Origin of the sequence: Kribbella sp. NBC_00382, assembly GCF_036067295.1 — a bacterium.
In the GTDB taxonomy this organism is placed as follows: Bacteria; Actinomycetota; Actinomycetes; order Propionibacteriales; family Kribbellaceae; genus Kribbella.
In genome coordinates, this window is the sequence record NZ_CP107954.1 from 5,217,815 (window position 1) to 5,243,634 (window position 25,820).

24 protein-coding genes are annotated in these 25,820 nt (G+C 67.3%); 15 read left to right on the forward strand and 9 right to left on the reverse strand.

Annotated elements, in window-relative coordinates; genetic code table 11:
* Positions 1-7 precede the first annotated feature (7 nt).
* From OHA70_RS25105 to OHA70_RS25120, 4 genes are read left to right on the forward strand one after another with little or no spacing between them, the layout of a single operon-like run.
* The gene (locus tag OHA70_RS25105) at positions 8-859 is read left to right on the forward strand and encodes a TatD family hydrolase (protein ID WP_328321717.1); all 852 of its coding nucleotides are present in this window, start codon (positions 8-10) and stop codon (positions 857-859) included.
* Complete coding sequence (gene eboE / locus OHA70_RS25110; protein WP_328321719.1) at positions 856-2,004, forward strand: metabolite traffic protein EboE; 1,149 nt, start codon at positions 856-858, stop codon at positions 2,002-2,004. Before OHA70_RS25105 ends, eboE begins: the two co-directional genes overlap by 4 nt.
* Positions 2,001-3,380 (forward strand): alkaline phosphatase family protein, encoded by a 1,380-nt coding sequence (locus OHA70_RS25115; RefSeq protein WP_328321721.1) that lies wholly within the window; start codon positions 2,001-2,003, stop codon positions 3,378-3,380. The genes eboE and OHA70_RS25115 overlap by 4 nt, the downstream gene beginning before the upstream one ends.
* Positions 3,380-5,524, forward strand: a complete 2,145-nt coding sequence (locus OHA70_RS25120; RefSeq protein WP_328321723.1) for an autotransporter-associated beta strand repeat-containing protein — start codon at positions 3,380-3,382, stop codon at positions 5,522-5,524. Before OHA70_RS25115 ends, OHA70_RS25120 begins: the two co-directional genes overlap by 1 nt.
* On the opposite strand, the gene OHA70_RS25125 is transcribed toward OHA70_RS25120, so the two are convergent.
* On the reverse strand, positions 5,516-6,511 hold the full coding sequence (locus OHA70_RS25125; RefSeq protein ID WP_328321725.1) for a LacI family DNA-binding transcriptional regulator: 996 nt from the start codon (positions 6,509-6,511) through the stop codon (positions 5,516-5,518). The genes OHA70_RS25120 and OHA70_RS25125 overlap by 9 nt on opposite strands.
* Before the next feature lie 227 nt (positions 6,512-6,738).
* Here OHA70_RS25125 and OHA70_RS25130 point away from each other — a divergent pair, with 227 nt between their 5' ends.
* The 4 genes from OHA70_RS25130 (at position 6,739) to manD (ending at position 11,693) form a co-directional block, all read left to right on the forward strand.
* Positions 6,739-8,505, forward strand: coding sequence for a discoidin domain-containing protein (locus tag OHA70_RS25130; protein WP_328321727.1), 1,767 nt, complete (start codon positions 6,739-6,741; stop codon positions 8,503-8,505).
* Between the two features lie 8 nt (positions 8,506-8,513).
* On the forward strand, positions 8,514-9,776 hold the full coding sequence (locus tag OHA70_RS25135) for a DUF1996 domain-containing protein (RefSeq protein WP_328321729.1): 1,263 nt from the start codon (positions 8,514-8,516) through the stop codon (positions 9,774-9,776).
* A 134-nt stretch (positions 9,777-9,910) separates the two neighbouring features.
* Positions 9,911-10,474, forward strand: coding sequence for a DUF305 domain-containing protein (locus tag OHA70_RS25140; protein WP_328321731.1), 564 nt, complete (start codon positions 9,911-9,913; stop codon positions 10,472-10,474).
* Positions 10,475-10,487: 13 nt separating this feature from the next.
* Positions 10,488-11,693, forward strand: coding sequence for a D-mannonate dehydratase ManD (gene manD, locus OHA70_RS25145; protein ID WP_328321733.1), 1,206 nt, complete (start codon positions 10,488-10,490; stop codon positions 11,691-11,693).
* A 32-nt stretch (positions 11,694-11,725) separates the two neighbouring features.
* Here the strand turns inward: manD and OHA70_RS25150 are convergent, their stop codons facing one another.
* The gene (locus OHA70_RS25150) at positions 11,726-12,037 is read right to left on the reverse strand and encodes a DUF6703 family protein (RefSeq protein WP_328321734.1); all 312 of its coding nucleotides are present in this window, start codon (positions 12,035-12,037) and stop codon (positions 11,726-11,728) included.
* A 100-nt stretch (positions 12,038-12,137) separates the two neighbouring features.
* On the opposite strand from OHA70_RS25150, the gene OHA70_RS25155 reads away from it, so the two are divergent.
* Genes OHA70_RS25155 through dusB form a run of 4 tightly spaced genes read left to right on the forward strand, consistent with a single transcriptional unit; the run spans position 12,138 to position 15,693 of the window.
* Positions 12,138-12,434, forward strand: a complete 297-nt coding sequence (locus tag OHA70_RS25155) for an antibiotic biosynthesis monooxygenase family protein (RefSeq protein WP_328321735.1) — start codon at positions 12,138-12,140, stop codon at positions 12,432-12,434.
* Positions 12,435-12,480: 46 nt separating this feature from the next.
* Positions 12,481-13,866 (forward strand): glycine--tRNA ligase, encoded by a 1,386-nt coding sequence (locus OHA70_RS25160; protein WP_328321736.1) that lies wholly within the window; start codon positions 12,481-12,483, stop codon positions 13,864-13,866.
* 2 nt (positions 13,867-13,868) lie between these two features.
* Positions 13,869-14,570, forward strand: a complete 702-nt coding sequence (locus tag OHA70_RS25165; protein ID WP_328321737.1) for a hypothetical protein — start codon at positions 13,869-13,871, stop codon at positions 14,568-14,570.
* 1 nt (position 14,571) lies between these two features.
* Entirely contained in the window at positions 14,572-15,693 is a 1,122-nt protein-coding gene (gene dusB, locus OHA70_RS25170; protein ID WP_328321738.1) for a tRNA dihydrouridine synthase DusB, read from the forward strand.
* 230 nt (positions 15,694-15,923) lie between these two features.
* On the opposite strand, the gene OHA70_RS25175 is transcribed toward dusB, so the two are convergent.
* Positions 15,924-16,925 carry an alpha/beta fold hydrolase gene (locus OHA70_RS25175; RefSeq protein ID WP_328321740.1) on the reverse strand — a complete coding sequence of 334 codons (1,002 nt, stop codon included), beginning with the start codon at positions 16,923-16,925 and terminating at the stop codon, positions 15,924-15,926.
* A gap of 122 nt (positions 16,926-17,047) precedes the next feature.
* Between OHA70_RS25175 and ligD the strand changes: the two genes are divergently transcribed.
* Complete coding sequence (ligD, locus tag OHA70_RS25180) at positions 17,048-18,022, forward strand: non-homologous end-joining DNA ligase (protein ID WP_328321742.1); 975 nt, start codon at positions 17,048-17,050, stop codon at positions 18,020-18,022.
* A gap of 24 nt (positions 18,023-18,046) precedes the next feature.
* On the opposite strand, the gene OHA70_RS25185 is transcribed toward ligD, so the two are convergent.
* Positions 18,047-21,352 (reverse strand): hypothetical protein, encoded by a 3,306-nt coding sequence (locus OHA70_RS25185; protein WP_328321744.1) that lies wholly within the window; start codon positions 21,350-21,352, stop codon positions 18,047-18,049.
* 50 nt (positions 21,353-21,402) lie between these two features.
* Positions 21,403-21,975: a TetR/AcrR family transcriptional regulator gene (locus OHA70_RS25190; RefSeq protein ID WP_328321746.1), complete on the reverse strand. Its 573-nt coding sequence runs from the start codon at positions 21,973-21,975 to the stop codon at positions 21,403-21,405.
* A 351-nt stretch (positions 21,976-22,326) separates the two neighbouring features.
* On the opposite strand from OHA70_RS25190, the gene OHA70_RS25195 reads away from it, so the two are divergent.
* Entirely contained in the window at positions 22,327-22,707 is a 381-nt protein-coding gene (locus OHA70_RS25195) for an alpha/beta hydrolase fold domain-containing protein (RefSeq protein ID WP_328321747.1), read from the forward strand.
* Between the two features lie 89 nt (positions 22,708-22,796).
* Here the strand turns inward: OHA70_RS25195 and mug are convergent, their stop codons facing one another.
* The 4 genes from mug to OHA70_RS25215 form a co-directional block, all read right to left on the reverse strand.
* Positions 22,797-23,306 (reverse strand): G/U mismatch-specific DNA glycosylase, encoded by a 510-nt coding sequence (mug, locus tag OHA70_RS25200; RefSeq protein ID WP_328321748.1) that lies wholly within the window; start codon positions 23,304-23,306, stop codon positions 22,797-22,799.
* 511 nt (positions 23,307-23,817) lie between these two features.
* Positions 23,818-24,513 carry a hypothetical protein gene (locus OHA70_RS25205; RefSeq protein ID WP_328321750.1) on the reverse strand — a complete coding sequence of 232 codons (696 nt, stop codon included), beginning with the start codon at positions 24,511-24,513 and terminating at the stop codon, positions 23,818-23,820.
* Positions 24,513-24,797 (reverse strand): hypothetical protein, encoded by a 285-nt coding sequence (locus OHA70_RS25210; protein WP_328321752.1) that lies wholly within the window; start codon positions 24,795-24,797, stop codon positions 24,513-24,515. The genes OHA70_RS25205 and OHA70_RS25210 overlap by 1 nt, the downstream gene beginning before the upstream one ends.
* A 48-nt stretch (positions 24,798-24,845) precedes the next feature.
* Entirely contained in the window at positions 24,846-25,172 is a 327-nt protein-coding gene (locus OHA70_RS25215) for a hypothetical protein (protein ID WP_328321754.1), read from the reverse strand.
* A gap of 89 nt (positions 25,173-25,261) precedes the next feature.
* Between OHA70_RS25215 and OHA70_RS25220 the strand changes: the two genes are divergently transcribed.
* A complete protein-coding gene (locus tag OHA70_RS25220) occupies positions 25,262-25,819 on the forward strand; it encodes a hypothetical protein (RefSeq protein ID WP_328321756.1) in 558 nt (185 codons plus the stop codon).
* The last annotated feature ends 1 nt before the right edge of the window (position 25,820 follow it).

The window sequence follows — 25,820 nt, forward strand, 5'->3', positions numbered from 1 at the left end:
TGTTGCTATGCGCATCTTCGATCCGCACATCCACATGACGTCCCGGACGACCGACGACTACGCCGCGATGGCGGCCCACGGAGTGCAGGCACTGGTGGAGCCTGCGTTCTGGTTGGGGCAGCCGCGGACCAGTGTCGGCTCGTTCGTCGACTACTTCGACGCGTTGATCGGCTGGGAGCCGTTCCGCGCAGCGCAGTACGGGATCAAGCATCACTGCACGATTGCGCTCAACCCCAAGGAGGCGAACGACCCGCGCTGCCGCGAAGTCCTCGCAGTACTGCCCCGGTACCTGGCCAAGGACGGCGTCGTCGCGGTCGGCGAGGTCGGCTACGACTCGATGACGCCCGAAGAGGACGAGGTGTTCAGCCACCAACTCCAACTGGCGAAGCAGTTCGAGCTGCCGGTACTCGTCCACACCCCGCATCGCGACAAAGCAGCCGGTACCACCCGCACGCTCGACGTCGTCAAGGAATCTGGACTCGCGCCGGAGTTCGTCGTGGTGGACCACCTCAACGAGGTGACGGTCAAGGAGGTCGCCGACTCGGGGTGCTGGATGGGCTTCTCCATCTACCCCGACACCAAGATGGACCCCGACCGTATGGTCGTGATCCTTCAGCAGTTCGGCACCGAGCGCGTGCTGGTCAACTCGGCCGCCGACTGGGGCAAGTCCGATCCGCTGCGCACCCACGCGACAGGCCAGGCGATGCTCGCCGCAGGCTTCACCGAGGACGACGTCGACCAGGTGCTCTGGCGCAATCCGGTCGCCTTCTACGGCCAGTCCCAACGCCTCGACCTCGGAGACACCACACCCGCCGACACCTTCGAGGGCAACTCGATCCTGCGCGGGGTCAAACCATGAGGTTCCGGCACCCCGACGGCTCGATCGTCCACCTCGCGTACTGCACGAACGTCCACCCCGCCGAGGACCTCGAAGGCGTCATCGCCCAGCTCGACGGCTGCTCCGCCCTGGTCCGCAAGGAACTCAACGTCCCGGTACTAGGCGTCGGACTCTGGCTCGCCAACACCCTCGCCGACCGCCTCGCCAAGTCGTCGGTCGCCCTCAACCACCTCCGCCGCGCGCTCGACCGCAACAACCTCGAGGTCGTCACGCTCAACGGTTTCCCGTACGCCGGGTTCCACGACCGCGTCGTCGGCAAGAAGGTCTACTCGCCCGACTGGACCGAGCCGGACCGACTGCAGTACACCCTCGACCTGGTCGACGTACTCGCCAAGCTGCTGCCCGCCGACGCGTCGTACGGATCGATCTCGACCCTGCCCCTGGCCTGGCGTACGCCGTGGGACCGGACCCGCGACGCCGCCGCCCGCGACGCCTTCAACCGCTTGGAACTCCGGCTCGCCAAGACGCAGGAGACCACCGGCCGCCGCATCCGCGTCGCGATCGAACCCGAACCCGGCTGCATCCTCGAAATGGTCCCGCAAGCCGCCGACTGGCTCACCCCGTACGCCGCTCAGTCGCTGGTCGGTCTCTGCCTCGACACCTGCCATCTCGCGGTGCAGTTCGAGCAACCGGCCGAGGCGTTCAGCACGCTCCAGCGGGCCGGCGTCGAAGTCGTCAAGAGCCAGGTCTCGGCTGCTCTGCATGTCCCGGACCCGGAAGATCCCGCAGCGCGCGAGCTGCTCAACGAGTTCGCCGAACCCAAGTTCCTGCACCAGACCCGCGAGTACGGCGGCCCCGGCATCGACGACCTCGACATGATCGACCAACTATCCGGGCACGCGTCCTGGCGAGTGCACTTCCACGTCCCCGTGCACGCAGCCCCACGTCCTCCACTGACCAGTACGACGGACGTACTCGAGGAGAGCCTGCAACACCTCGTCGGCGGACCGCATCCGCTGACCCATCATCTGGAGTCCGAGACCTACACCTGGTCCGTACTTCCCAGCGCCCCCAAGTCCACGCAAGAACTCGCCGAAGGCATCGCCGGAGAGCTCGGTTGGCTCCGCGACCGCCTGATCGGCCTCGGCCTGGAGGAAGTCAAGTGAGCAAGCAAGTCGTAGTCATCGATGTCGTCGGACTGACCCCGCGCCTTCTCCGTAAGATGCCCAGGTTGCGCCAGCTCCCGCTCAACCGCGAGCTGGGCACAGTACTGCCGGCCGTCACCTGCTCGGCCCAGGCGACCTTCCTCACCGGCACGATGCCGTCCGAACACGGTGTCGTCGGCAACGGCTGGTACTTCCGTGATCTCGGGGAGGTCTTCCTCTGGCGCCAGCACAACAAGCTCGTCCAGGGGGAGAAGGTCTGGGATGTCGCCCGGCGGGAGAACCCGCAGTACAAGGTGGCCAATGTCTGTTGGTGGTACGCGATGGGCGCGGACACGGATCTGCTCGTCACGCCGCGGCCGATCTACTACGCGGACGGACGGAAGGCGCCGGACTGCTACACGAGGCCGGTCGAGTTGCATGATCGTTTGACCGACAAGCTGGGTGCGTTCCCGCTCTTTCACTACTGGGGGCCGACGGCATCGATCAAGTCGAGCAAGTGGATCGTTGCCGCGTCGCGGCAGATCCTTGCCCAGGACAACCCTGACCTGCTCCTCACCTACATCCCGCATCTCGATTACGACCTGCAGCGGTACGGCGCTTCGTCGGTCGAGGCGACCCGCGCGGCGATCGAGCTCGATGCGGTACTCGCTCCGCTGCTCGACGATGCGGCGGCGAAGGGCGCGACGGTGATCGTACTGTCGGAGTACGGAATCACCGACGTCTCGCGACCGGTCGACATCAACCGCTTACTGCGGAGCGAAGGCCTTCTGGAGGTACACACCCAGGACGGCATGGAGTACCTCGACCCGTGGGCATCCCGCGCATTCGCGGTCGCGGATCACCAATTGGCCCACGTATACGTGAAGGACCCGGCCGACATCGATGCCGTCAGCAAGTTTCTCGGTGGGCTCCCGGGCGTCGCCGAAGTACTCGATGCCGAAGGCAAACGTGCCCATGGCCTGGACCACGAGCGCGCCGGCGAACTTGTCGCCGTCGCCGAGCCGGATTCCTGGTTCACCTATTACTACTGGCTGGACGACGCGAGAGCACCCGACTTCGCCAAGGGTGTCGAGATCCACCGCAAACCCGGCTACGACCCCGCCGAGCTCTTCTTCGACCCCTCCGACCGCTTCGTCAAACCCCGCGCGGCCTCGTACCTCCTCCGCAAGAAGGTCGGCCTGCGCTACGCGATGTCGGTCGTCCCGCTCGACCCGTCGATCGTCCGCGGCTCCCACGGCCGCCTGCCGTCCAACCCCGAGGACGGCCCGGTCTTCCTCAGCACCGACGCCGAGCTGGCGCCAGAAGGAAAGGTGGAGGCAACTACAGTACGAGACTTGTTGCTCAAGGCGGCAGGTCTAGGAGGCGCCGGATCGTGATGAACAGACGTCGCGCAGTAATGCTCGCGACGCTCGGACTGCTGGGCGCTCTGGTGCAGCCGGGGCCGGCGGTGGCCGTGGGAACCGGGGACATCACGGCCGAGATCATCGCCGGCCGGAACGTCACGTTGTCCGGCGATGCCGTCGTGAGGGTGCCGGCCGGCACGACGAAGTACGACGGCGTGATCACCGGCGAGGGCACGCTCCGGATCAGTGGGCGCGGCACCCTGATCCTCAGCAGGGACAGCGATTTCACAGTGCCGAAGGCCAAGCAACGGCAGGCCGTCGAGATCCTGGGCGGGAACCATCCGTACGTCGTGGTCAGGCACTCCGATCCGCCGGCCGTCATCGTCGATCGGGGTGCCACGCTCCAGTACGGGACGGGCGGCAGCACCGGGCTGATCGGGAGGTTTCCGTACAACACCCCGGGTTACCAGCTCAATCAGGACAACATCGAGGTCAACGGCACCCTGCGGCTGTCCCTCGTCCGGACCTTCAATCTCGGCACCATCAGCGGCTCCGGGCTGGTCAGCCAGCCACGCTTCCTGTGGGGCACGCTCGATCTCGCCGGGACCCACCCGTTCTCCGGTGTGATCGACAACGGGACCGGGACGGCCGCAGGCAAGCCCGAGTCCGCCGTGGCGCTGCCCAACGCCCGGGCCGTCGTCAACCAGGGCACCTGGACGATCGACACCCCGCTGGACCAAACCATCACACTGCGGCAGAACTTCTACCAGCGTGAGTACGGCAGTGACATCAACGTCCAGTCGCGCCCGGGCAGCAAGGTCGTGCTCACCGGGCAGTACAGCTATTCCGACCGCGGTGGCGACACCGATCCGTCGCTCAGCGACCCCGCCATCAACTGGCGGAAGATCGCGCACGACCTCAACAAACGGGGCACCAACATCAAGGGCGCCAACGTCCAGTGGGGTGACGGCTCCACGCACCAGATCTTCATGCCGGGCACCGCGGAGACCGTTTACATCAACTTGCTGGCGGCCCGGTCCCGTTCCAAGCTGGCCTTCGCCTACAACGGCCCGGTGACGCTGGGCGCCCCGATCGGCGGCGGCGTCTTCCACGACACGCTCAAGGCGCCAGGGGCCGGCGACATCGTGATCAAGTCGGTGCGGGGCAACGACGTGACGTTCGCGGCAGACCAGTACTACGACGGCTCCACGACGATAGAGAAGGGCGCGATCCTCCGGCTCGGCAGCGGGCGACCGGGCGGTGACGGCAGCCTGCTGACGAAGGCCGCGCTGTACAAGGTCGCCAACTTCGGTTCGCTGGTCGTGCAGAACACCAGGAAGACGACCTCGCTCTCGAAGATCAGCGGAAGCGGATCCTTGATCCAGGCCGGCGCAGCCACCACCCGCCTCACCGGAGCTCTCAGCTATACGGGGAAGACGACAATCTCGCAGGGCGTCCTTGCCCTCACCGGCGGCAGTCTGAAGTCCAGTACCGCCGTGGCGCTCACGAAGGCGGGCGCCAAGCTCGACCTGACCAAGGCGGGGAACCAGACGCTGCGCAACCTCACGATGCTCGGCGGTACGACGGTCCTGGCCGGCAGCGACTCGACTGTCACCCTGTCGCAGGCATCCACGCTCGCCGGCACCTTCAAGGGGGGCAAGCTGCTCAACACCGGCGTACTGGATGGGTCGTTCTCGGTGAACGGGGACTTCGCGCAAACCAGGAACGGCCGGTTGACGACCCGCGCGGACGGCAAGCCGCTGAACGTCACCGGCACGGTGTCACTCGCGGGGGCGCTTGCCCCAGTTGCAGGGGCCAAGCCTGAGCGCTCCGCCCAGGAGATCACCATCATCGACAACTCCGGTTCTGACCAGGTCGCCGGTACCTTCACGGGTCTCGCCGAAGGCGCCGAGGTGCCGGTCGGCGGCACGAAGTACGCCATCACCTACCGCGGCGGCGACGGCAACGACGTCACCCTGAAACCAGTGAAGGTGAACGCCGCCGTAGCAGTGCCGAACCAGCCAGCGGCAGAAAACATGCCCCAGGCAACCACTTCTCCGGCCGGCAACTCGTCTGTCTTGCGGACAGCAGGCCTTGCCACCGCGGCCGGGGCGATCCTTGGGCTGGGCCTGTTCCTCCTTCGCCGACGCCGTCGGCCATCCAGCTCTTCAGGCTGATTCGCGGAGGATCAGTTCGGTCGGCAGGATGACTGAGTCGGCGGAGCCATTGGCTAGGAGGTCGAGCAGGAGTCGGACTGTGCTTGCTGCTTGTTCGCCCATCGGGCTGCGGACTGTTGTCAGCGGGGGAGCGGTGTAGAGGGCTGCTTCGATGTCGTCGAAGCCGACGACCGCGACATCGTCGGGGACTCGGCGCCCTGCTTCGCGCAAGGTGCGCAGGGCGCCGATCGCCATCAGGTCGTTGGCGGCGAAGACCGCGTCGAGGTGCGGATCGTCCTGCAGGAGCTGGCGCATCGCGTCCGCACCGGAGATCCGGGTGAAGTCGCCCAGGGCAACGATCGATCGGCGATCGCTGTCCTGCAACGACTGCCGGTACGCGTTCAACCGCTCCTGCGCAGCCTGCATGTCGAGCGGCCCGGAGATGGTCGCAATCCGCTGCCGGCCCTGGTCGAGCAGGTGCTGCACAGCCTTCGTCGCACCGCCGACGTTGTCGTTGTCGACGTACGGCATCAACCCCGGCGTCGCGAGCCGCCCATGCGAGACGACCGGCAAACCAGTGCGAGCCAGTACTGCGGGCAGCGGGTCCGATCCATCCATCGACACGAGCATCGCGCCATCCACATGACCCGCTGCCAGGTACTGCTCGACCCGCGACCGGCTCTCGGCCGACCCCGCGAGTGCCAGCGACACCTGCTTGCCCGCAGCCTCCAATGCACGCGAAGCGGCTCGGACGACCATCGCGAACATCGGGTCGTCCGAGACCAGACCGGCCGGCGGATCGGAGACGATGATCGCGATCGTGTTCGTCTTCTGGGTGACCAGGTTGCGGGCCGCGCCGTTCGGCACGTAGCCCAGCTCGGTCACCGCGGCCATCACGATCTGCCGGATCTCGGGCGCGACGGTGGGCTCGCCGTTGATCACCCGCGAGACGCTCGACTTCGACACGCCCGCTCGCGCCGCGACGGCATGCAGAGTCGGTCGTCGCACGCGTACCCCCTCCGTGAACCCAGGCGTCGGGGAGCGCTCCCCACGACTGAGCATCCCGGCGGTTCCGGAACCTTGTCAAGGCGTACCCCAGTGTTACGTCAAGGTTGCGGCCGGGTGACTACGAGGTCTTGACACCGTTCCCTCAGCACGGTTTTCTCAGACTCAGGGAACGTTCCCCCGTCCCACTCTTGACTGCGCAGTTCATCGTCCCGCCCCAGGAGATGCCCATGCCGTCCCTTTCCCCACCCCTGCCCAGATTCCGAGCGCCAAGAATCAGAGCGCGCTTCAAGATCGCCGGGCTCATCGCGATTGCAGTCAGCTTCGTGGTCGCGCTGATCGTCAGCCCACCCGCCGGCGCCGCCGACACCTTGCTGTCCCAGGGCAAGACCGCCACCGCCTCCTCCACCGAGAACGCCGTCTTCACCGCCGCCTCCGCAGTCGACGGAGACGCAGGCACCCGCTGGTCGAGCGCGCACGCCGTTGACCCGCAATGGATCCAGGTCGACCTCGGCCAGACCGCCACCGTCAACCAGGTCGTCCTCAATTGGGAGACCGCGGCCGCGAAGGCCTTCCAGATCCAGGTCTCGGCCGACGGTACGAACTGGAACTCCATCTACACGACCATCACGAGCACCGGCGGCAACCAGACACTGACCGTCTCCGGCTCCGGCCGGTACGTCCGGATGCTCGGCACCCAACGCACGACCCAGTGGGGCTACTCGCTCTGGGAGTTCAAGGTATTCGGTACCATCTCAGGAACCGGCCCCGGCCCCGGCAGCAAGCTGCTGTCCTACGGCAAGACCGGCGCCGCCTCGTCGCAGCAGAGCGACGGCAACTGCTGGGAGTGCACCCCGGCTCGCGCGTTCGACCTCGACCCGGCCAGCCGCTGGGCGACCACGACCGACACCGGCTGGGTCGACCCGGGCTGGATCTCCGTCGACCTCGGCGCCACGGCCCAGATCGACAAGGTGATCCTGCAGTGGGATCCCGCGTCGGCGAAGTCGTACCAGATCCAGGTTTCCAACGACAACGTCAACTGGAACCCGATCTACACCACCACGAACGGCCCGGGCTTCAAGGAGACGCTCAACATCACCGGCACCGGCCGGTACGTCCGGATGTACGGCACCCAGCGCAATACGCCGTACGGGTACTCGCTGTGGGAGTTCCAGGTCTACGGCACCGGTGGTGCACCGACCACTCCGCCGACCCCGCCGGCCGACCCGGCGAACCCGCCGCAGCTGGTCTGGTCCGACGAGTTCAACGGCGCCAACGGCACCAAGCCCGACGCCAACAAGTGGCGCCCTGACCCAGGCAACGGCCAGAACGGCGAACTGCAGGTCTACACCAACCAGAACAACACGCAGATGGACGGCGCCGGGCACCTGGTGCTCGAGGCTCGTCGAGAGGTCACGCCGGGTTCGGCTTGCCCGATCGACCCGGTCAGCGGTAGCGGCACCTGCCAGTACACGTCCGCCCGGATGAACACCGGCACCAAGTTCGACACGACGTACGGCAAGATCGAGGCGCGGATCCAGGTGCCCAAGGGCAATGGTCTGTGGCCGGCCTTCTGGATGATGGGTTCGGACTTCCTGACCGGCCGTCCATGGCCCTACAACGGCGAGATCGACATCATGGAGATCCTCGGCCGGGAGACCACCAAGGCGTACTCGACGCTGCACGCCCCGGCCTACAACGGCGCCGGCGGGTACGGCGGTTCGTACGGCCTGCCGGGTGGCGCCGACTTCTCGGCCGGCTTCCACACCTGGACGATGCTCTGGAACAGCACGAGCATCACCTACCAGGTCGACGGCACCACGGTGTTCGTCGTCGACAAGGCCCAGCTCGAGGCGACCAGGGGGCCGTGGATCTACGACCACCCGTTCTACTTGATCCTCAACCTGGCCGTCGGCGGCGACTTCCCCGGCCCGCCCAACGCAGCGACGCCGTTCCCGGCCCGCATGCTCGTCGACTACGTGCGCGTCTACCACTAGGAGCTGCAGTGAAAGCCTCCAGTGTTCTCAGAATCAGTACTTTGTTCCTGACCCTCCTAGGCCTCCTCGCCGCCTATCTCGTGATCGTGAGCCGCCCGGCTCAGGCGGCCGAAACCCTGCTGTCACAGGGCAAACCGACGCTCGCCTCCTCGGTGGAGAGCGACGCCTTCCCCGCTGCCGCAGCGGTCGACGGTGACAACGGCACCCGCTGGGCGAGCAGCTTCGCCGACAACCAGTGGCTCCAGGTCGACCTGGGTTCGTCCCAGGCCGTCAACCGGGTCCTCCTCCGCTGGGAAGCCGCATACGCCAAGGGTTTCCAGCTCCAGACCTCCGACAACGGCACCAGCTGGACCACGATCCAGACCACCACGAACGGCACCGGCGGCGAGCAGAGTCTCGTTGTCAACGGCAACGGCCGGTACGTGCGGATCCTGGTCACCCAGCGCGCGACCCAGTGGGGCTCGTCGCTGTTCGAGTTCCAGGTGTACGGCGGTGCGCCGGGTGGCGGCCCGATCGTCCGGGTCGCCGAGTTCCTGGCCGACTGCGCGTACACGCACCGGCTGCCCGACGACCCGATCGTGTTCCCGAACATGCCGGGCGCCTCGCACATGCACAGCTTCTTCGGTGCGACCGTGACGAACGCGAACACCACCGTGCAGGACCTGGTCAACTCGCCGACCTCGTGCAACCCGGCCGAGGACAAGTCGTCGTACTGGGTGCCCACGCTGTACGTGAACAACCAGCCGGTCGAGCCGACCGGGACGACGTTCTACTACCTCGGTGAAGGCGTCCGGGACGACGTCATCGCACAGACCCAGCCGCTGCCGTTCGGGCTGCGGATCGTGGCCGGCAACGCGAAGGCGACCGGGCCGAACGACAACACCATCTCCCGCTGGTCCTGCCTGCATGCCGGTGACGCCGGCGCCGGGCACGACTTCATCAACTGTCCGGCCGGCACGATGCTGGAATCCTACCTGGACTTCCCGCAGTGCTGGAACGGGCGCGACCTCGACTCGCCCGATCACAAGAGCCACATGGCCTACCCGGTCAACGGCGAGTGCCCGGCCAGCCACCCGGTGCCGGTACCGAAGCTGCGCCAGGTACTGCGGTACCCGGTGAACGGTCCGACGGCCGGCTTCCGGCTCGCTTCGGGCGGCGGCTTCACCATGCACGGTGACTTCTTCAACGCTTGGCCGCCGGCCGAGATGGAGCGCCGCGTCAACGACTGCATCCGCCCGATCATCAAGTGCGGGGCCAACGGGCACCCGTAAACCCGGTAACAACCACTGACAGCCGGGCGGGTCCCCCGTCCCAGGACCCGCCCGGCCGCTGTTCGTAGTACCCGGATCTCTGCTTTGCTGGTGGGGAGCTCTCCACCGCCCCCGTATTTCGAGGAGTTCACCTCATGAAGGCCTTTGCCTGCGCAGTTCTGCTCGTCGCCTTGACCGGCTGTGGCGCCTCCGCTGCCAGTACGCCGGCCGCGCCGCCGCCGCAGCCGCCGACGGTCAGCAAGTTCGCGGTCAACCCGTCGTTCAACGCGACCGACCTGGCCTGGATCGAGCTGATGATCCCGATGGACGACCAGCTCCTGCGGGTACTCGGGATGGCGCAGAAGCAGGCCACCGACCCGGCGGTACGGACGTTCGCGACCCAGGTGAGCGCCGGGCACAAGACCGAGGTCGCCCAGTTCGTCGCCATCCGCACCCGGGCCAACTGGCCGGCGAAGAACCCGCACGAAGGCCATGACATGCCAGGCATGATGACCGAGCCGGAGATCGTCACCCTGGGCAAGACCAAGGGCGCCGCCTTCGACCAGCTCTTCGAGAAGAACCTCAAGGAGCACCTGGACCAGTCGATCGTGCTGGCCCGCAGCATCACCCTCGATGGCAAGGACGCCGAGACGAAGAAACTGGCCGCCTCGATCATGACCAGCCGGGCCGCCCAGCTGAAGCAGCTTGCGGCACTCTGACTAAAGTACTGAGGTGAAGATCGTCGACGCCTCAGTCATCGTCACCAGCCCGGGCCGGAACTTCGTCACGTTGCGGATCACCACCGACGACGGCGTGACCGGTCTGGGGGACGCCACCCTCAACGGCCGCGAGCTCGCGGTGGTCGGCTACCTGCGGGATCACGTCGCTCCGCTGCTCATTGGGCTTGATCCGCACAAGATCGAGGACACCTGGCAGTCGCTGTACCGCGGCGCGTACTGGCGGCGTGGGCCGGTCACGATGGCTGCGATCGCCGCGGTCGACGTGGCGTTGTGGGACATCAAGGCGAAGGTCGCGAACCTGCCGCTGTACCAGCTGCTCGGTGGTGCGAGTCGGGAGCGCGTACGGACGTACGGGCACGCCAGCGGGCGCGATGTACCGGAGCTGTTCGACTCGGTGCGGGCGCGGCTCGAGCAGGGGTACAAGTCGATCCGGATCCAGACCGGAATCCCTGGCCTGCAACGGGTCTACGGCGTCGGCGGCGAGCCGGACGTCACCCCGGACGGACGAGTGCGGCCGCTCGTGGAGGACTGGGACACTGCTGCTTATCTGCGGCACATGCCGACGGTGTTCGAGGCTGTGCGCAACGAGTTCGGTGCGGAACTGCCGTTGCTGCACGATGCTCACCACCGGCTGACGCCGCAGCAGGCCGCTCGATTCGGCAAGGACCTGGAGCCGTACGACTTGTTCTGGCTCGAGGACTGCACGCCCGCTGAGAATCAGGAAGGGCTGCGGTTGGTTCGCAGTCACACCACGACGCCGCTGGCCATCGGCGAGGTCTTCAACACGGTCTTCGACTTCCGGACGCTCGTGAACGAGCAGCTCATCGACTACGTTCGCGCCGCGGTCACTCACTTCGGTGGGGTCTCGCCGATCAAGAAGCTCTTCGACTTCGCGGCCCAGCAGCAGATCAAGAGCGCGATCCACGGGCCGGAGGACATCTCTCCGGTCGGGATGGCTGCCGCGATCCACCTCGACCTGGCGATCCACAACTTCGGCATCCAGGAATACGCCGGTTACACCGCGGCCACCGAAGAGGTGTTCCGGCACGCGTACACGTTCACCGACGGCCATCTCCACCCTGGCGAAGCCCCGGGGCTGGGCGTGGAGCTCGACGATGACCTGGCCGCCGCCCACCCCTACGCCCCGGCGTACCTCCCCGTGAACCGTCTGGCCGACGGCACGGTCCACGACTGGTGACGATCAGGCCCTGACGAGATCGGCAGCAGACCTCAGCTGTTCGCGATCCGCGAGGCGGCGAACAGGAGGATGACGAGGACCGAGAAGATCCGCATGCCGCGGGCTCCGGTGCTGACGACCGGCCAGGACAGGAAGCCGAGCCAGCCGAGGAGCAGGGCCAGCAGGATCAGGGCGGGGATGCCGACGGTGACCGGGGCGAAGACGCCGACCAGGGCGAGTACCAGGGTGATACCCGGCGGGGTCAGCTTCGGCATGGCGTGCAACCGGGCCACGATCGGGTAGCTGGCCTTGGTGATCCGTGCCCGGAGCGGGCTGACCGGCTGACTGCTGGGTGTGCTGCTCATTCGGCCATTGTTCCAGGCCGCCGGAGAAGCTTTGCCGGAGCGGGCCGTTCGAGCAGGGCCAGCGACTGGTGACCGGGCGTGACGCCGTACGCTGTCGCGGGTGTTCGTGGTGATCAGGTTCCGGGTCGAAGAGACCGCGCAGCCGGAGTTCATAGACCGGCTGGAGACCGCCGTCGAGGTGCTGTCGCGGCAGAAGGGTTTCGTCGCGGCCAGGACCGGGCGGAACGCCGATGAGCCCGACCTGCTCGCGCTGAGCATGGAGTGGGTGAACATCGGCAGCTACCGCCGCGCGCTCTCGCCGTACGAGGTGAAGCTGGCCGCCGTACCGCTGCTGTCGCAGGCAATCGACGAGCCGACGGCGTACGACGATCTCGCAGAGTTCGCGCCGCACCGCTGACCCGATAGCCTTGACCTTTGCCGTACCACCAATCTGGAGTCGAAAAGTGCCCGTGGATACCGTCGATGCCGTCGTCAGCCTCAGTAAGCGGAGAGGCTTTGTGTACCCGTGCGGCGAGATCTACGGTGGGACCAAGTCGGCCTGGGACTACGGCCCGCTCGGCGTCGAGCTGAAGAACAACGTGCGGACCCAGTGGTGGCGCTCGATGGTGACGAGCCGCGACGACATCGTCGGGCTGGACTCGTCGGTCATCCTGCCGACCCGGGTCTGGGAGGCGTCCGGCCACCTGCAGGAGTTCGTCGACCCGCTGACCGAGTGCCAGTCCTGCCACAAACGCTTCCGCGACGACCACCTGCGCGAGGAGTTCGCCGCCCGGAAGGGTCGCGACGCCGACGAGGTGAAGCTCGCCGAGATCCCGTGCCCGAACTGCGGCAACAAGGGCACCTTCACCGAGCCGCGGATGTTCAACGGCCTGCTGAAGACGTACCTCGGCCCGGTCGAGTCCGAGGAAGGCCTGCACTACCTGCGGCCGGAGACGGCGCAGGGCATCTTCATCAACTTCGCCAACGTGATGGGCACGGCCCGGAAGAAGCCGCCGTTCGGCATCGCGCAGGTCGGCAAGAGCTTCCGCAACGAGATCACCCCGGGCAACTTCATCTTCCGGACCCGTGAGTTCGAGCAGATGGAGATGGAGTTCTTCGTCGCGCCCGGCTCGGACGAGGAGTGGCACGAGTACTGGCTGAAGGCGCGCTGGGACTGGTACACCGGCCTCGGGCTGAACCCGGACAACATGCGGCTGTACGAGCACCCGAAGGAGAAGCTGAGCCACTACTCGAAGCGCACCGTCGACATCGAGTACAAGTTCCACTTCGGCGGCAAGGAGTTCGACGAGCTCGAGGGCATCGCGAACCGGACCGACTTCGACCTGTCCACGCACTCCAAGCACTCCGGCGTCGACCTGTCCTACTTCGACCAGGAGAAGGGCGAGCGCTGGACGCCGTACGTGATCGAGCCGGCCGCCGGGCTGACCCGCAACGTGCTCGCGTTCCTGCTCGACGCGTACACCGAGGACGAGGCGCCGAACGCCAAGGGCGGCGTGGACAAGCGGACGGTACTGCGCTTCGACCCGCGGCTCGCCCCGGTCAAGGCGGCCGTGCTGCCGCTGTCCCGCAACGCCGACCTGTCCCCGAAGGCGAAGGACCTGGCCGGCGAGCTGCGCAAGAACTGGAACGTCGACTTCGACGACGCCGGCGCGATCGGCCGCCGCTACCGCCGCCAGGACGAGATCGGTACGCCGTACTGCATCACCGTCGACTTCGACACCCTCGAGGACCAGGCGGTGACGATCCGTGAGCGCGACTCGATGAAGCAGGAGCGGGTCGCCCTGACCGAGGTGACCGGGTACCTCGCGCAGCGTCTGGTGGGTTGCTGACGATGCCTGCTTTGTCGTTGCGGGGGATCCTCACGCCGGGGCGCGCCAAGTTCGGCGTGGCCGTCTTCGGTCTGAGCGCGCTGCTGGTCTTCCTGGTGGCGGGCTGCTCGGACAGCTCACCGGACGCCGGGAGTACTCCCTCGACGACTGGTTCTTCGTCGACGCCGCCGCCTTCCAGTATTCCGACTGCTTCGAAGCCGACGCTGACCCCGTTGCCGACGCCGTCGAAGCCGTGGCCGACGCCATCGGTGAAGGGCGAGCCCGCGTCGGATGCTCCGCTGGCTCAGCGGATCCGCTTCGCGATCTCGAAGCAGGCGCAGATCACCGCCGGTAAGGCTGCGACGACGACGGTGAACTGCCCCGGGATCGACAAGGCGGAGACGGCCGGCAAGCACACGCTGACCTGCACGGTGACGTACGCGGGCAAGGCGTACACGGGTCAGCTGACGGTCGACGCGAAGCAGTACTCGGCGTCGTACAAGTTCACCTCCGATTCGGTGGCGATCGTTCGTGCGAAGGTTGTCGACGCTGTTCTGCGGACCGTGCCTGGTGCCGCCAAGGTCACCTGCACGATGGACGACGTTGCGGTCGTCAAGCAGACCTCGGACGGCATCGCATGTGACGTGACGACGACGGCGAACGCGGTCCAGCCGTACAAGGCGCAGGTCTCCGGCAACGGCCAGGTCCTGGTGGCGAAGGCCTGACATGTTGAAGCTCGGTGACCTGACGATCGATACGCCGGTGGTGCTCGCGCCGATGGCGGGGATCACCAATGCGGCGTACCGGCGGTTGTGTGCCGAGCAGGGTGCCGGGCTGTACGTGTGCGAGATGATCACGTCGCGCGGGATCGTCGAGGGGGACCAGAAGAGTCTGGACATGCTCACCTTCGATGAGCGCGAGACTGTTCGGTCGGTGCAGTTGTACGGCGTCGATCCGGTGTACGTCGGGCGCGCGGTGGAGCTGCTCTGCTCGGAGTACGGGGTGGCGCACGTCGACCTCAACTTCGGGTGCCCGGTGCCGAAGGTGACGCGCAAGGGCGGTGGCGGAGCCCTTCCGTGGAAGCGGAATCTGCTCGGCGCGATCCTCGAGGCGGCGGTGCGCGCTGCGACGCCGTACGGGATCCCGGTCACGATGAAGACCCGGATCGGCATCGACAGCTCGCACCAGACCTACCTCGATGCGGGCAAGATCGCCGAGGAGTCGGGCGCGGCCGCGATCGGATTGCACGGCCGTACCGTGGCGCAGGCGTACTCCGGCCAGGCAGACTGGACCAAGATCGCTGAACTCGTCGAACACGTCAGCATCCCGGTACTAGGCAACGGCGACATCTGGGAGGCGTCCGACGCCCTCCGGATGGTCGCCGAGACCGGTTGCGCCGGCGTCATCGTCGGCCGCGGCTGCCTGGGCCGCCCCTGGCTCTTCCGCGACCTGGCTGTCGCCTTCGATGGCGGCGAGGCGTTGAACCTGCCGACCCTGGGCGAAGTCGCCACCGTCATGCGCCGCCACGGCGAACTCCTCGCCGGCCTGATGGGCGAACAACGCGGCCTCCGCGACTTCCGCAAACACGTCCCCTGGTACCTCAAAGGCTTCCCCGCCGGCGGCGAACTCCGCGCCGCCCTAGGCATGGTCGACTCGCTGGCCCGCCTGGACGAGCTGCTCTCCCAACTCGACCCCTCTGCACCATTCCCGGTCCAGGAACTCGGCTCCCCCCGAGGCCGCCAAGGCAGCCCCCGCGACCACGTCGTCCTCCCACACGGCTGGCTAGACGACACAGACGGCCTCAACACCGACATGGCCGAAGCCGAAATCGGAGTATCCGGCGGCTGACCGCCTCCAGCGCGTCCACGCGCACTCTTACGTCGCCCGCCTACTCCCGCGCCTCGATGACCGGGCTGGACCTGCGTGGGGTTGAGCGGAAACAAACTTGCAGCTGGCGACGATTAGTTACCAGATAGCCTCGACCCCCGACCCCCGGCAGTGGGACGAGCGGCGGAGGAGCACGCGTGGGTGTCGTCTGAGGTCGGTGGTGAGTGATCGGCCGTGGGAGCGCCGCGCGGTCAGCGGTGACCTGAGGTTCTTGCGATCGGCTCGGCCAGCCGGGCGGTGGCATCCTGCTGTTCCAGCCACTTCGAGATCACTTGGTTTGCTTCTTCGGGCAGCTCCTCCTGGATCCAGTGACCGCAGTCCAGGCCGACCACTTCCACGTTGGGCACGAACTCTGTCAGGTTTTCGGACCTCGGGATCGCCCAGTCCCGGTCGCCGTAGATCATCAGAGCGGGCTGTTGGATGATCGGGTCCACGTCCGCCAGCAAGCGCCAGTTGCGGTCGAGGTTCCGGTACCAGTTGATGCTGCCCGTGAATCCGGATGAGTTGAACGCGGAAACGTAGACGGCCAGTTCGCTGTCGCTCATGACGGGCTCACCTAGTGGTGTTTTCGCTCTGGCGAGATTGATCATTGCCATGCCCGGCTCAGGGGGCGCGGGGGGCATGTTCTTCCGGTAAAGGTTGCGGAGGAACTGGAATGCGTTCTCGTCGAACACGGCGTCCGCAACGCCCGGCTGTCGATTGAAGTGGACGAAGTAGAAGTCGGGGCCGAGGAATTCTTCCATGACCTCGGTCCACGGCTTTTCTCCGCGCGCCTGGTAAGGCAGGCTCAGGCTGATCAGCTTGTTCACCCGGTTGGGGTGCAACAGGGCCAGTCCCCAGACGACGAACGCACCCCAGTCATGGCCGACGAATGTGGCGTCTTCGTAGCCATAGTGATCGAGTAGCGCGACGAGATCACCCGATAGGTGCTCGATGTCGTAGTCCGTCACTTCGGTCGGGTGGGATGACTTGCCGTAGCCCCGCTGGTTCGGTGCGATGACGTGGTAGCCGGCTGCGGCGAGGGTGGGCATCAGGTGACGCCACGAGAAGGCATGCTCCGGCCAGCCGTGGCAGAGCACGATGGGCTTTCCCTCGTTTTCTCGACCGGCTTCGAAGACTTCGAGTTCCACACCGTTGACCGGAACAATGGTGGGCTTGGGGAAATTGGCCGGCTTGAGCATCGCGTTCCTCATAAACCGGAGACTAGAGGCCTTATAGGACAGCTGCTGACCTATTCGAGCGCACCGCGGCCGCGCTCGCGAACAGCCGCACGCCGCGCTAGTCGCCTGACCGTTCGACGTCGTACTCTCCTGCTATGGCGAGCAAGCCGGACGAGACGCGTGATGGGGTACCGCTGACCAACCTGGCTGCGGTGTTGTTCGACGGTGCTGAGGCGACCAAGCGGGACTTGGTCGACTACCTCGACGCGGTGCATGAGGTGATGTTGCCGGGGTTGGCGGAGCGGCCGTTGTCGGTGGTGCGGATCCGGCCGGGGCAGCCATCTTTTATGCAGAAGAACGTTCCGAAGTACACGCCGGAGTGGGTGCGGACCGTGCCGGTATGGGCGGAGGCGTCCAAGCGGGAGGTCTCGTACGCCGTCTGCGACGACCGACGCACCCTGCTGTGGTTCGCGAATCAACGGGCCGTCGAGTACCACCCAACGCTGATGCGACTCGATCGGCCGGACCGGGTCACCCACCTGGTACTGGACCTGGACCCGCCAGAGGGCGACGACACCTTCGCGCTGGCCGTGCAGGCGGCGCTACTGGTCCGCCAAGCGCTGGCCGATCTCGGGCTGGATGGCGCGGTCAAGACGAGCGGCGCCAAGGGCGTGCACGTGTACGTCCCGATCGACGACACCGCGACGATCGAGGACGCGGCCGCCGCAACCCGCGCGATCGCCGCCCGAGCCGCACGCATCGACCCGGTGCTCGCCACGACGGCGTACGTGAAGGAAGAACGCCACGGCAAGGTCTTCGTCGACTCCACCCGAGCCGGCGGCGCCACCGTCGTCGCCGCCTACAGCCCCCGCATCCGCCCCGGCGCCTCGGTCTCGTACCCGGTCGGCTGGGCCGACGTCGAGCAGGTCACCCCACACGACTTCACCATCCGTACCGTCCCCGCCCTGCTCGCCAAGGCAACCCCCTGGGCTGACCAACTCCCAGCCCCACAAGCCCTCCCGGCCGACCTGATCGCCGAAGGCCACGAAATCCCGATCGCCCGAGTAGTAGCCATGCATGAAGGCAAACGCCGCAAAGCCGCCGCCCGCAAAGCCGCCGAAGGCAACTAACCCGAACGCAACGGACCCCGACGGCTAATACTCGCTGGCAGTAGTCAGATCCAGGGCGGCGTAGCGGACATCTGCGTCCGGGTGGTTGCGGAGGTCGGCCAGCAAGGTGCGCCACTCGGGTGACCAGGCCGAGTTGTCGGCTGCGGCTGAAACCATCGCCAGTGCGAAGTGGCCGTCCACCGCGCGACCGGTCCTGGCCAATTCGCTCGCTGGGGCGAGGGTTTTGGTGGCGGTTCGGTGGGATGGGCTGTGCAGGCGGAAGCGGAGCTGTTGGGCGGAGGCGGCGATCACCAGCGGGCGGTCGGCGATCAGGTCCGCGACCGCGGTCAGCCCCACGAGCGGTTCGGTCCAGTCGAGCGCCCAGATCATCGGCTGCACGCGAAGAGCCAGGTACTCGGGTGCAACCAGCTCGGCGGCCGCGTCGAGGAGCGGTTGTTTGCTGCTCCAGTCGACGGCCCCGCCCACCTTCGCCATCACCAGCGTCAGCCGCTGACGGGCGGGGTGGTCGCGGTCGGCCTCCGCATTCGGTACGTCAGGCTTGCTCTCCAAGCGGATCAGCAACCTGACAACCGAGATCAGCTCGTCCCGGCCGTGCCCAGCGGCGATCATGGCGGACAGCGCGGTGGCTGCGTCGCTCCAGTTCTGGCTGCGGTTGGTGAGGTCGGTGATGAAGGCGGCGCAGACGGGCGCCACTGCCGAGTTGTAGGGAGCCCAGCCTGCTAGGGATCGCAGGGCAGCGCCAACGGTCGGCGGCTCCGGGCGGTTGGTCACTGCGATCAGCAGGTCGGCATACCGGGACCTGTACTGCGTGGCGATGCTCAACGGCGGCCGCCGCACCAGCGCCTCAGCAGTAGCCGGCGAATCGTGCACTGCCTCCTGCAGCAACGCCCAAGCCTCTGGCTCATGCAGCAGGTGCTGCGAGGCCGCACTGGTGATCGCCGCCCGCACATCCCGATGCGCATCAGCCCAGGCCTCAGCCAGTACCTCACTAGCCCCCTCTGCCCGCAGTACTCCGAGCAGCCGCGCTGCCTCCTTGCGCGACGTCACCTTCACGCCCTCACCCAGCAGCACCGGGCGGAACGTCTCGGCCAACGTGCTGGGCCTAGCGAACCGTGCAGCCCGACCGGCCGCATACAGAGCCACCCGCGCCCGGTCATCACCCGCATGGCTCAGCAGTACCGGCAACGCCAGCTCCGGCTGGTCAATCCACGCCAGCGCGCCAAGGGCCGCCTCCTGCAAAACCACTAGCTCGCTGCCAAGGAACGGCTCGACCGCGACCCGGCCGACGCCGGGGATGCGGCCCAAGGTCGACACAGCCCGGGAACGCGCCCACTCGGGCATGCGGGTGTCGTTGGCGGCGGCTGCCACCAGTTCGGCGTACCGGCGGTGCTGGCGGGGGAGCCAGCGTTGGAAGGCGGCCGGGGAAACCTGCCAGGCGGGGTGGTTGCGGTTGAAGCGGCGTATCCGATCCGGCTTGGCCAGTACCTTGTCGAGGAGATCGGTGCGGACCTCAGTGACGCCTGCCCAGATTGAGTCCCAGCGCGCCATCCCGACCTCGCGGCCGATGATCCGGCCGACGCGTTCCGCCCGGGTCGCCGGGGGAGCGAGCCAGAGCCTGGCGGCCTGGTCGACGGTGTACTCCTGGTTAGACCAGACTGCTCGTTCGAGCACCAGGTGGAGGTCCTCGATGGCCCAGCCCCGGCGGCCGAATCCCTCGGCGACCGCGAAGGCGAGCCCGTACTCCTGACGCTTGGCCGCCGCCTCGACGTACGGACGCAACGCGTCGTAGACGGCGAGCTCGCGGCCGCGCGGGAGACCGTCGATGAGTCCGTCCAGCCGGACCGCGCCGGTACTGTCCGCGAGTCGTGCCTGAGCCTGGAGACCCCAGTCGAGCAAGGCGAAGTGGTTGCCTAGGGCACCTTGCCGGACCGCCGTCTCGGCGAGGCGGTTGAGCGATGCGCGGGAGCCCCAGGAGAGGTCGCGAGCTTCGAGCGCATCCGTCAGCAACGTCTGCAGCGCGTCGACATGAAGGTCGGTCAGCTGTGATGGCGGCAACGACGCGGCCTCGTCCAGCACCGCCTCGCGTACCGGGTCCTGGTCGTTGCGGACCTTGGTCGCCCAGCTCAACGCCTTCTCGATCGACTCCGGCTCACGCGAATGGCCGGCGCTCGCGATCACGGCGCGATAGACGACGGTGCGTGCCTGTGCCTCCGGCTGATTGACCTCCCGTTCGAGCCGGGCGATCGCCTCGGCGAAGGGCAGATAGCCGCTGTAGAACCACTGCCGTTGCGGGTCCCGATCCTCGAACAGGTCGATCATGCGACGGGCGTATGCGTGCCGGAGCGGCCGGGGGAGGACGGTCGCGACGTCATCGGACAGTTCCGTCCGGCCGAGGTCGATGGTGGCGGTCACGCCTTCGAAGATCGTCGATCGCCGTGCGGGCGGGAGGTCGCTCAGCAGACCGGAGACGTTCGGCCAGAGGTTGCGGCCGAGGGCGATCAGATCGTCGTCGGCGAACCGGTACAACCGCCGACGGAGAGCAGGAGTGAGAGCACGATGGAGTACCTGGGTCCGGTCGGGCGCCAGCAGGAGCTGGAGCAGCCCGGCCGGGTCGAGGTCGGCGAGCCGTCCGATGATGGTGACGACGGGCCAGGGGAGGTCGTAGCGCGGTATCGCCGTTCGGATCAGCTCGAGCACGCGCTCCGGATGAGTGTCGATCGCGGCGACCACGCCGTGAGCAACGCTGTCCCACCACTCGGTCCGGTAGATGGTTTCGGCCGGCAGTGTCCGGGACGCGTGGTCCAGGACGGCCTCAGGGTGACGGGCGGCGAGACGCGCCCAGTCGCCTGGCGAGAGGGTGTAGGCCAAGTCCGGCAGCAGCCGTTCGACGGTGGCCGAGTCGGTGCTGCTCAGGAGGCCGGCCGCGGCGTGGTCGCCCCAACGCTCGCGCTGTTCCTCGATCAGGCGGGTGGCGAGTGCTTGCCGCCGGGTCCGCCGGATGACTCCGAGGATGCGGGTGCGTAGGGCCGCGGGCGCATCGGAGTACAGGTTGTAGAGGGCATCGTCGGACACCGGTACTCCGCGCCCTGCGGCGGCCAGCGCGCGCCATTGGAGCAGTGGGTCGCTGAGGAGTTTGGTGACGTGCTCGACGTCGCCGCCGATCCAGGCCAACTGGAGGCCGATGGTACGGGCGAAGGTGTCGCCCGCGTCGAGCTCGGCGATCAGCGCGGACAGGTCGGGGGAGTCGCGGCGTGCCTCGCGGGCGACCAGCTGGACGCGTTCGCCGTACGGGAGTTTGTCCAGGGCGTTCAGCAGTTTGGTCGCTCGCATCTCCCCATCCTGCCGAACCGGGGAGTCAGCGGGCTGCCGAATCGCAGGGGTCAGGCGGGGAGTTGGGCCGCCATGAGGAGTTCGGCCGCCTCGCGGGCGCGGGTCGCGGGGGCGGCGGACTCGGAGAAGACCGAGGTGGTGATCGCGCCTTCGCTGAGCAGGATCAGGTAGTCGGCGAGGCGCTGTGGATCTTTTGCGCCGGCTGCCGCAGACAGTTCAGTCAATGCGTCGCGGAAGCCCGACTTGTGCTTGCGGGCCATCTCGGCGACGTCGGGGGAGACCGTGCCGAGCTCGCCGAAGGAGTTGATGAACGCGCAGCCGCGGAAGCTCTTCTCCTGGAACCAGTCGTGCAGGAAGTCGAAGATCGCGAGGATGCGCTCGCGCGGATCGGTCTCCGCCTCCACGTGCTCGGCGAGCATCTGCTTCCACTGCAGGTCGCGCTTGTGCAGGTACGCCGCGATCAGGTGGTCCTTGGACGGGAAGAGCTGGTAGAGCCGCTTGAGCGAGACGCCGGAGGCCGTCCGGATCGCGTCCATCCCGACCGCCTGGACGCCGCGTTCGTAGAAGAGCGCGTCCGCCGCGTCGAGCACCTGCTGCTGCGCGGTCGCTGTGTCGATCGTCATATCGCCTTCCTCGAGATCACCGCTTGCGGAGAGAACCAACGTTCTCCTAGCGTACTCCAGATCGACGGAGAACCAGCGTGCCGCCGTTCCTGTTCCAGTTGCCGTCGGACGAAGGCCGCAAGGCGGTCGACGACGTGCAGGCCACCGACTACCCGAAGCTGCCGATCGACGAGCAGTGGCTGACCGTTCCGAACGGTGACGGCAAGGTCGACGTGCGGATCGTCCGTCCGGCCGGCGTCACGGGTCCGCTGCCGGTGATCCTCTACATCCACGGCGCGGGCTGGGTCTTCGGCGACGCGCACACGCATGACCGGCTGGTCCGTGAACTGGCGATCGCGGGGGACTCGGTGGGTGGCAACGGCCGCTGTCACGTTGCTCGCGAAGGAGCGTGGCGACGTCACGTTCAGCCAGCAGGTGCTGTTCTACCCGGTCACCGATGCGTCGTTCGACACCGCGTCGTACCGGGAGTTCGCCGAGGGGTACTTCCTGCAGCGGGACGGGATGAAGTGGTTCTGGGATCAGTACACGACCGACGAGGCGCAGCGCAACGAGATCACCGCGTCACCGCTGCGGGCGACCCTCGAACAGCTCCGCGGCCTGCCCCAGGCGCTCGTCATCACCGGCGAGGCCGACGTACTGCGCGACGAGGGTGAGGCGTATGCCGCCAAGCTTCGCGAGGCCGGCGTCGAGGTCACCGCGGTCCGGCTGGGCGGCACATCCACGACTTCGTGATGGTCGACGCGCTCCGCGACACCCACGCGGCCGAGACCGCGATCAACCTCGCCGTGAGCACGTTGCGCAAGGCCCTCGCCTGAAAGCCGTCAACCGCCTGCGCTGACCTTCTCCAACTCGGCGTAGGCGGCCGCGAGCTTGGGCAACGTGTAATGCGCATTCAACCCACTCGGATTAGGCAGGATCCACACCCGCGTCTCCCCGATCCGCCTGTCCTGCGCACCCATCGTCGCCTTCCGCTCATTGAAAGCATCCCGGTACGCCGTAACGCCCACCACCGCAAGCCACCGAGGCTGAAACTCGAGCACCTTCTTCACCAGGTTCTCGCCCCCAGCCACCAACTCAGCCTTGGTCAACTCATCAGCCCGAGCCGACGGCTTATCCACCACATTGGTAATCCCCAGCCCCAACCGGAGCAACTCCCGCTGCTCATCCGGCCGAAACTGCCGAGGCGTAAACCCAGCCAAATGCAACGCCGGCCAAAACCGATTCCCCGGCCGCGCAAAATGATGCCCCGTCTCCGCCGACACCAGCCCAGGGTTGATCCCACAGAACAACACCCGCAACCCCGCCCCGATCACATCACCCAATGCCTGCACCCCAGAACCCTAGCCCCCACCCCGCACCCGCCCAGCGCCCCAACACCCAGCGCCCCAAGCCCTCCATTGCCGCGGCAAGCGGACCTTGTGCACGACGTGAGCGTCTGGGAGGAGCTGAAACGCTCACGTGGTGCACAAGGCGACGGGGCGGGCGCCGTTTGGGGCGGGTGCGCTGGACCGCCAGCACACAGCAAGCCCACCGGGGCGGCTGGTGCGAAGCGGGCTGAGCGCGATCGCTAGCAGCTGGAGGCAGGTTGATTTGTGGTGGCGGTCCGCCCTCCCGTGCTTGTGCGTGACCTGGGTGGGCAACTGGATCACTCACACCGCGCGGTGGGTGGATAGGGGACGGCTACCGGCGCTGGGGTAGGCGCCCGCCCGGCGCCCCCGGGGCGGAGGGGGCGGCGGGCGAGCGGAGCGAGCCACGCCGAGCACCCGCTCAGCGGATGCGGCTCATGCGGACCTCGCCTTCCCTTGCTCCGTGAGCCGGCCGCAGGGCCGGCTCACGGAGTTGTCAGTCGTTGTCGTTGTTGAGGTTTGGTGGGAGTTGGGAGTTGATGCAGGAGCGGGAGACGAAGAGCCAGATGGTTTCGCCGTTGGCGTCGTCGACTCGGATCATCGAGGCGCCGCCGTTGGCGGTGGTGTAGCGGTAGCCGCCGGTGGTGGGGAGGGCGAAGCCGACCGGGTCGTGCAGCGAGCCGGTGGTGTACGTGCTGTCGGTGAAGTAGTTGTAGTAGCCGGTGCACGCCGACGGATTGATCCGTACGACGATCGCGCCGTTGCCCGTATGGGGAGCGACGTCGAAGTCGCGCCCGAAGGTACGGCGATGGACCAGCCGGTCGCTCGTCGCGCTGCTGCAACTGTCGGCGATCGGCGTCGAGTGCGAAGTGTCGAGCGCCCCCGGCACCAGATAGGCGCAGAAGCTCGTACCGTCACCCGCGCGCCAGCGCCCGAAGTGGAAGTTGTTCGCGGTCGTGGTGCTCACGTCGAACCGGGTACCGGCGATCGCCGTCCCCATCACGTAGCCGCACGACTTGTTGGCGAGCCAGCCGCCGGCCGGCATCAGCCCGTGGTTGTTGCAGGCGGCAGCCGGCTTCGGCACATTGCCGATCGTCACGTACTGATTGATTGCCTGAGCGGGTTGGCTCAACCCGAGGACGGCCAGCGCACCGGTGGCCAGCGCGACGAGCGCGCGCTTCACGACGGGCATCAGCAGAACCAGCCGTCCTGGACCCAGCCGTTGTGGTTGATCGTGCCGTAGGCGAAGCCATGGACCCAGCCCGGGATGATCTGGTCGATCTTGAAGGTCTCGCCGTAGTGCAGGGTGCCGGCCCGGGCGCCACCCGGCTCGGTGCGGAACTGCAGGTCCTGCGCGCAGACGGTTTCCCGTACGCCGAGATGCCCATCGGCGGCCTGGGCCTGCGTGGTGTTGACGGCTAGCCCGATGACGACCAGTGCGGCACCGGCGGCGGCGGTACGAAGTACTCGGTTCATTGCAGTCTCTCCTCTAAAACGGGGCGGAATTTCAGAGCGGTTGCCGGATCACCAGCTGTCGTAGCCGCCGATGCACTCCTCGCGGATGAAGCCCCAGTCGTTCGGGCCGAAGTCCTGGATCGAGGCCCAGCCGTTGTAGACCGGGTGCTTGCCCGGGGTGTGGCCGATCTTGTCGCCGTAGGCCAGCGTGCGGATGTAGGTGACCGGGCCGGGGATCGAGAAGTTGTAGTTCTCGTACATGGTCGCGCTCTGGCAGATGTTGATCGCGTGCCGCGGGACCTCGACCGCGGAGGCGGCCGGGGCACCGGTGCCGAGAGCGAGCCCGGCCGCCGCCAGGGCGGTGACGGCGAGCGCGATGGGAGCCTTGCGTGTCATCTCAACCTCCATGGGTTTGTAATCTGAAATGACAGTAAGCCGTGTCGTCAGAGATGGCAATAGGTGTACTCAGTGGATACGCTGACCCGGTGAACAGCACACGTCCGCTGCCTGGCGAGGAGGGTGACCCGTACCGCAAGGGCTTCTACGGGATCGCCGAGATCGCCGAGGCACTCGGCCTGAACCGGCAACTGGTGACCGCCTGGCGCCGGCGCCGCAGCCATGGCATTCCCGAGCCTGACGCCGAGTTGTCGTCCGGCCCGATCTGGCGCGGCGAGACCGTCGAGCCGTGGATCGACCAGATCCGCGACCGGAGCGAGACGCAGCCGATCACCGGCGAGATCGCGCTGAAGGCCGGCCGGCGGATGCTCCGGATCGCCGCATTGCTGCTCGAGCAACCGATCCGGCTCCGGCTGCTCAGCCAGGCCCTGGCCGAGGCGCGCGAGCTGCTCCCGATCGTCGACGAGGCCGACGACGACCCGCTCGGCCGGGCTGTCCGGCAACTGCTCACGCCACTGCGCAAAGTTGGTGACGAACCCAAGGATCTGCAGGCGTTCCGGCAGCTCGTGCTCGCCGAGCTGGCACAGCTGGAACCACTGATCGGGATGGCAGCAGAATCCCTTCCGGATCCGGAGAGTGGGGGTTAGT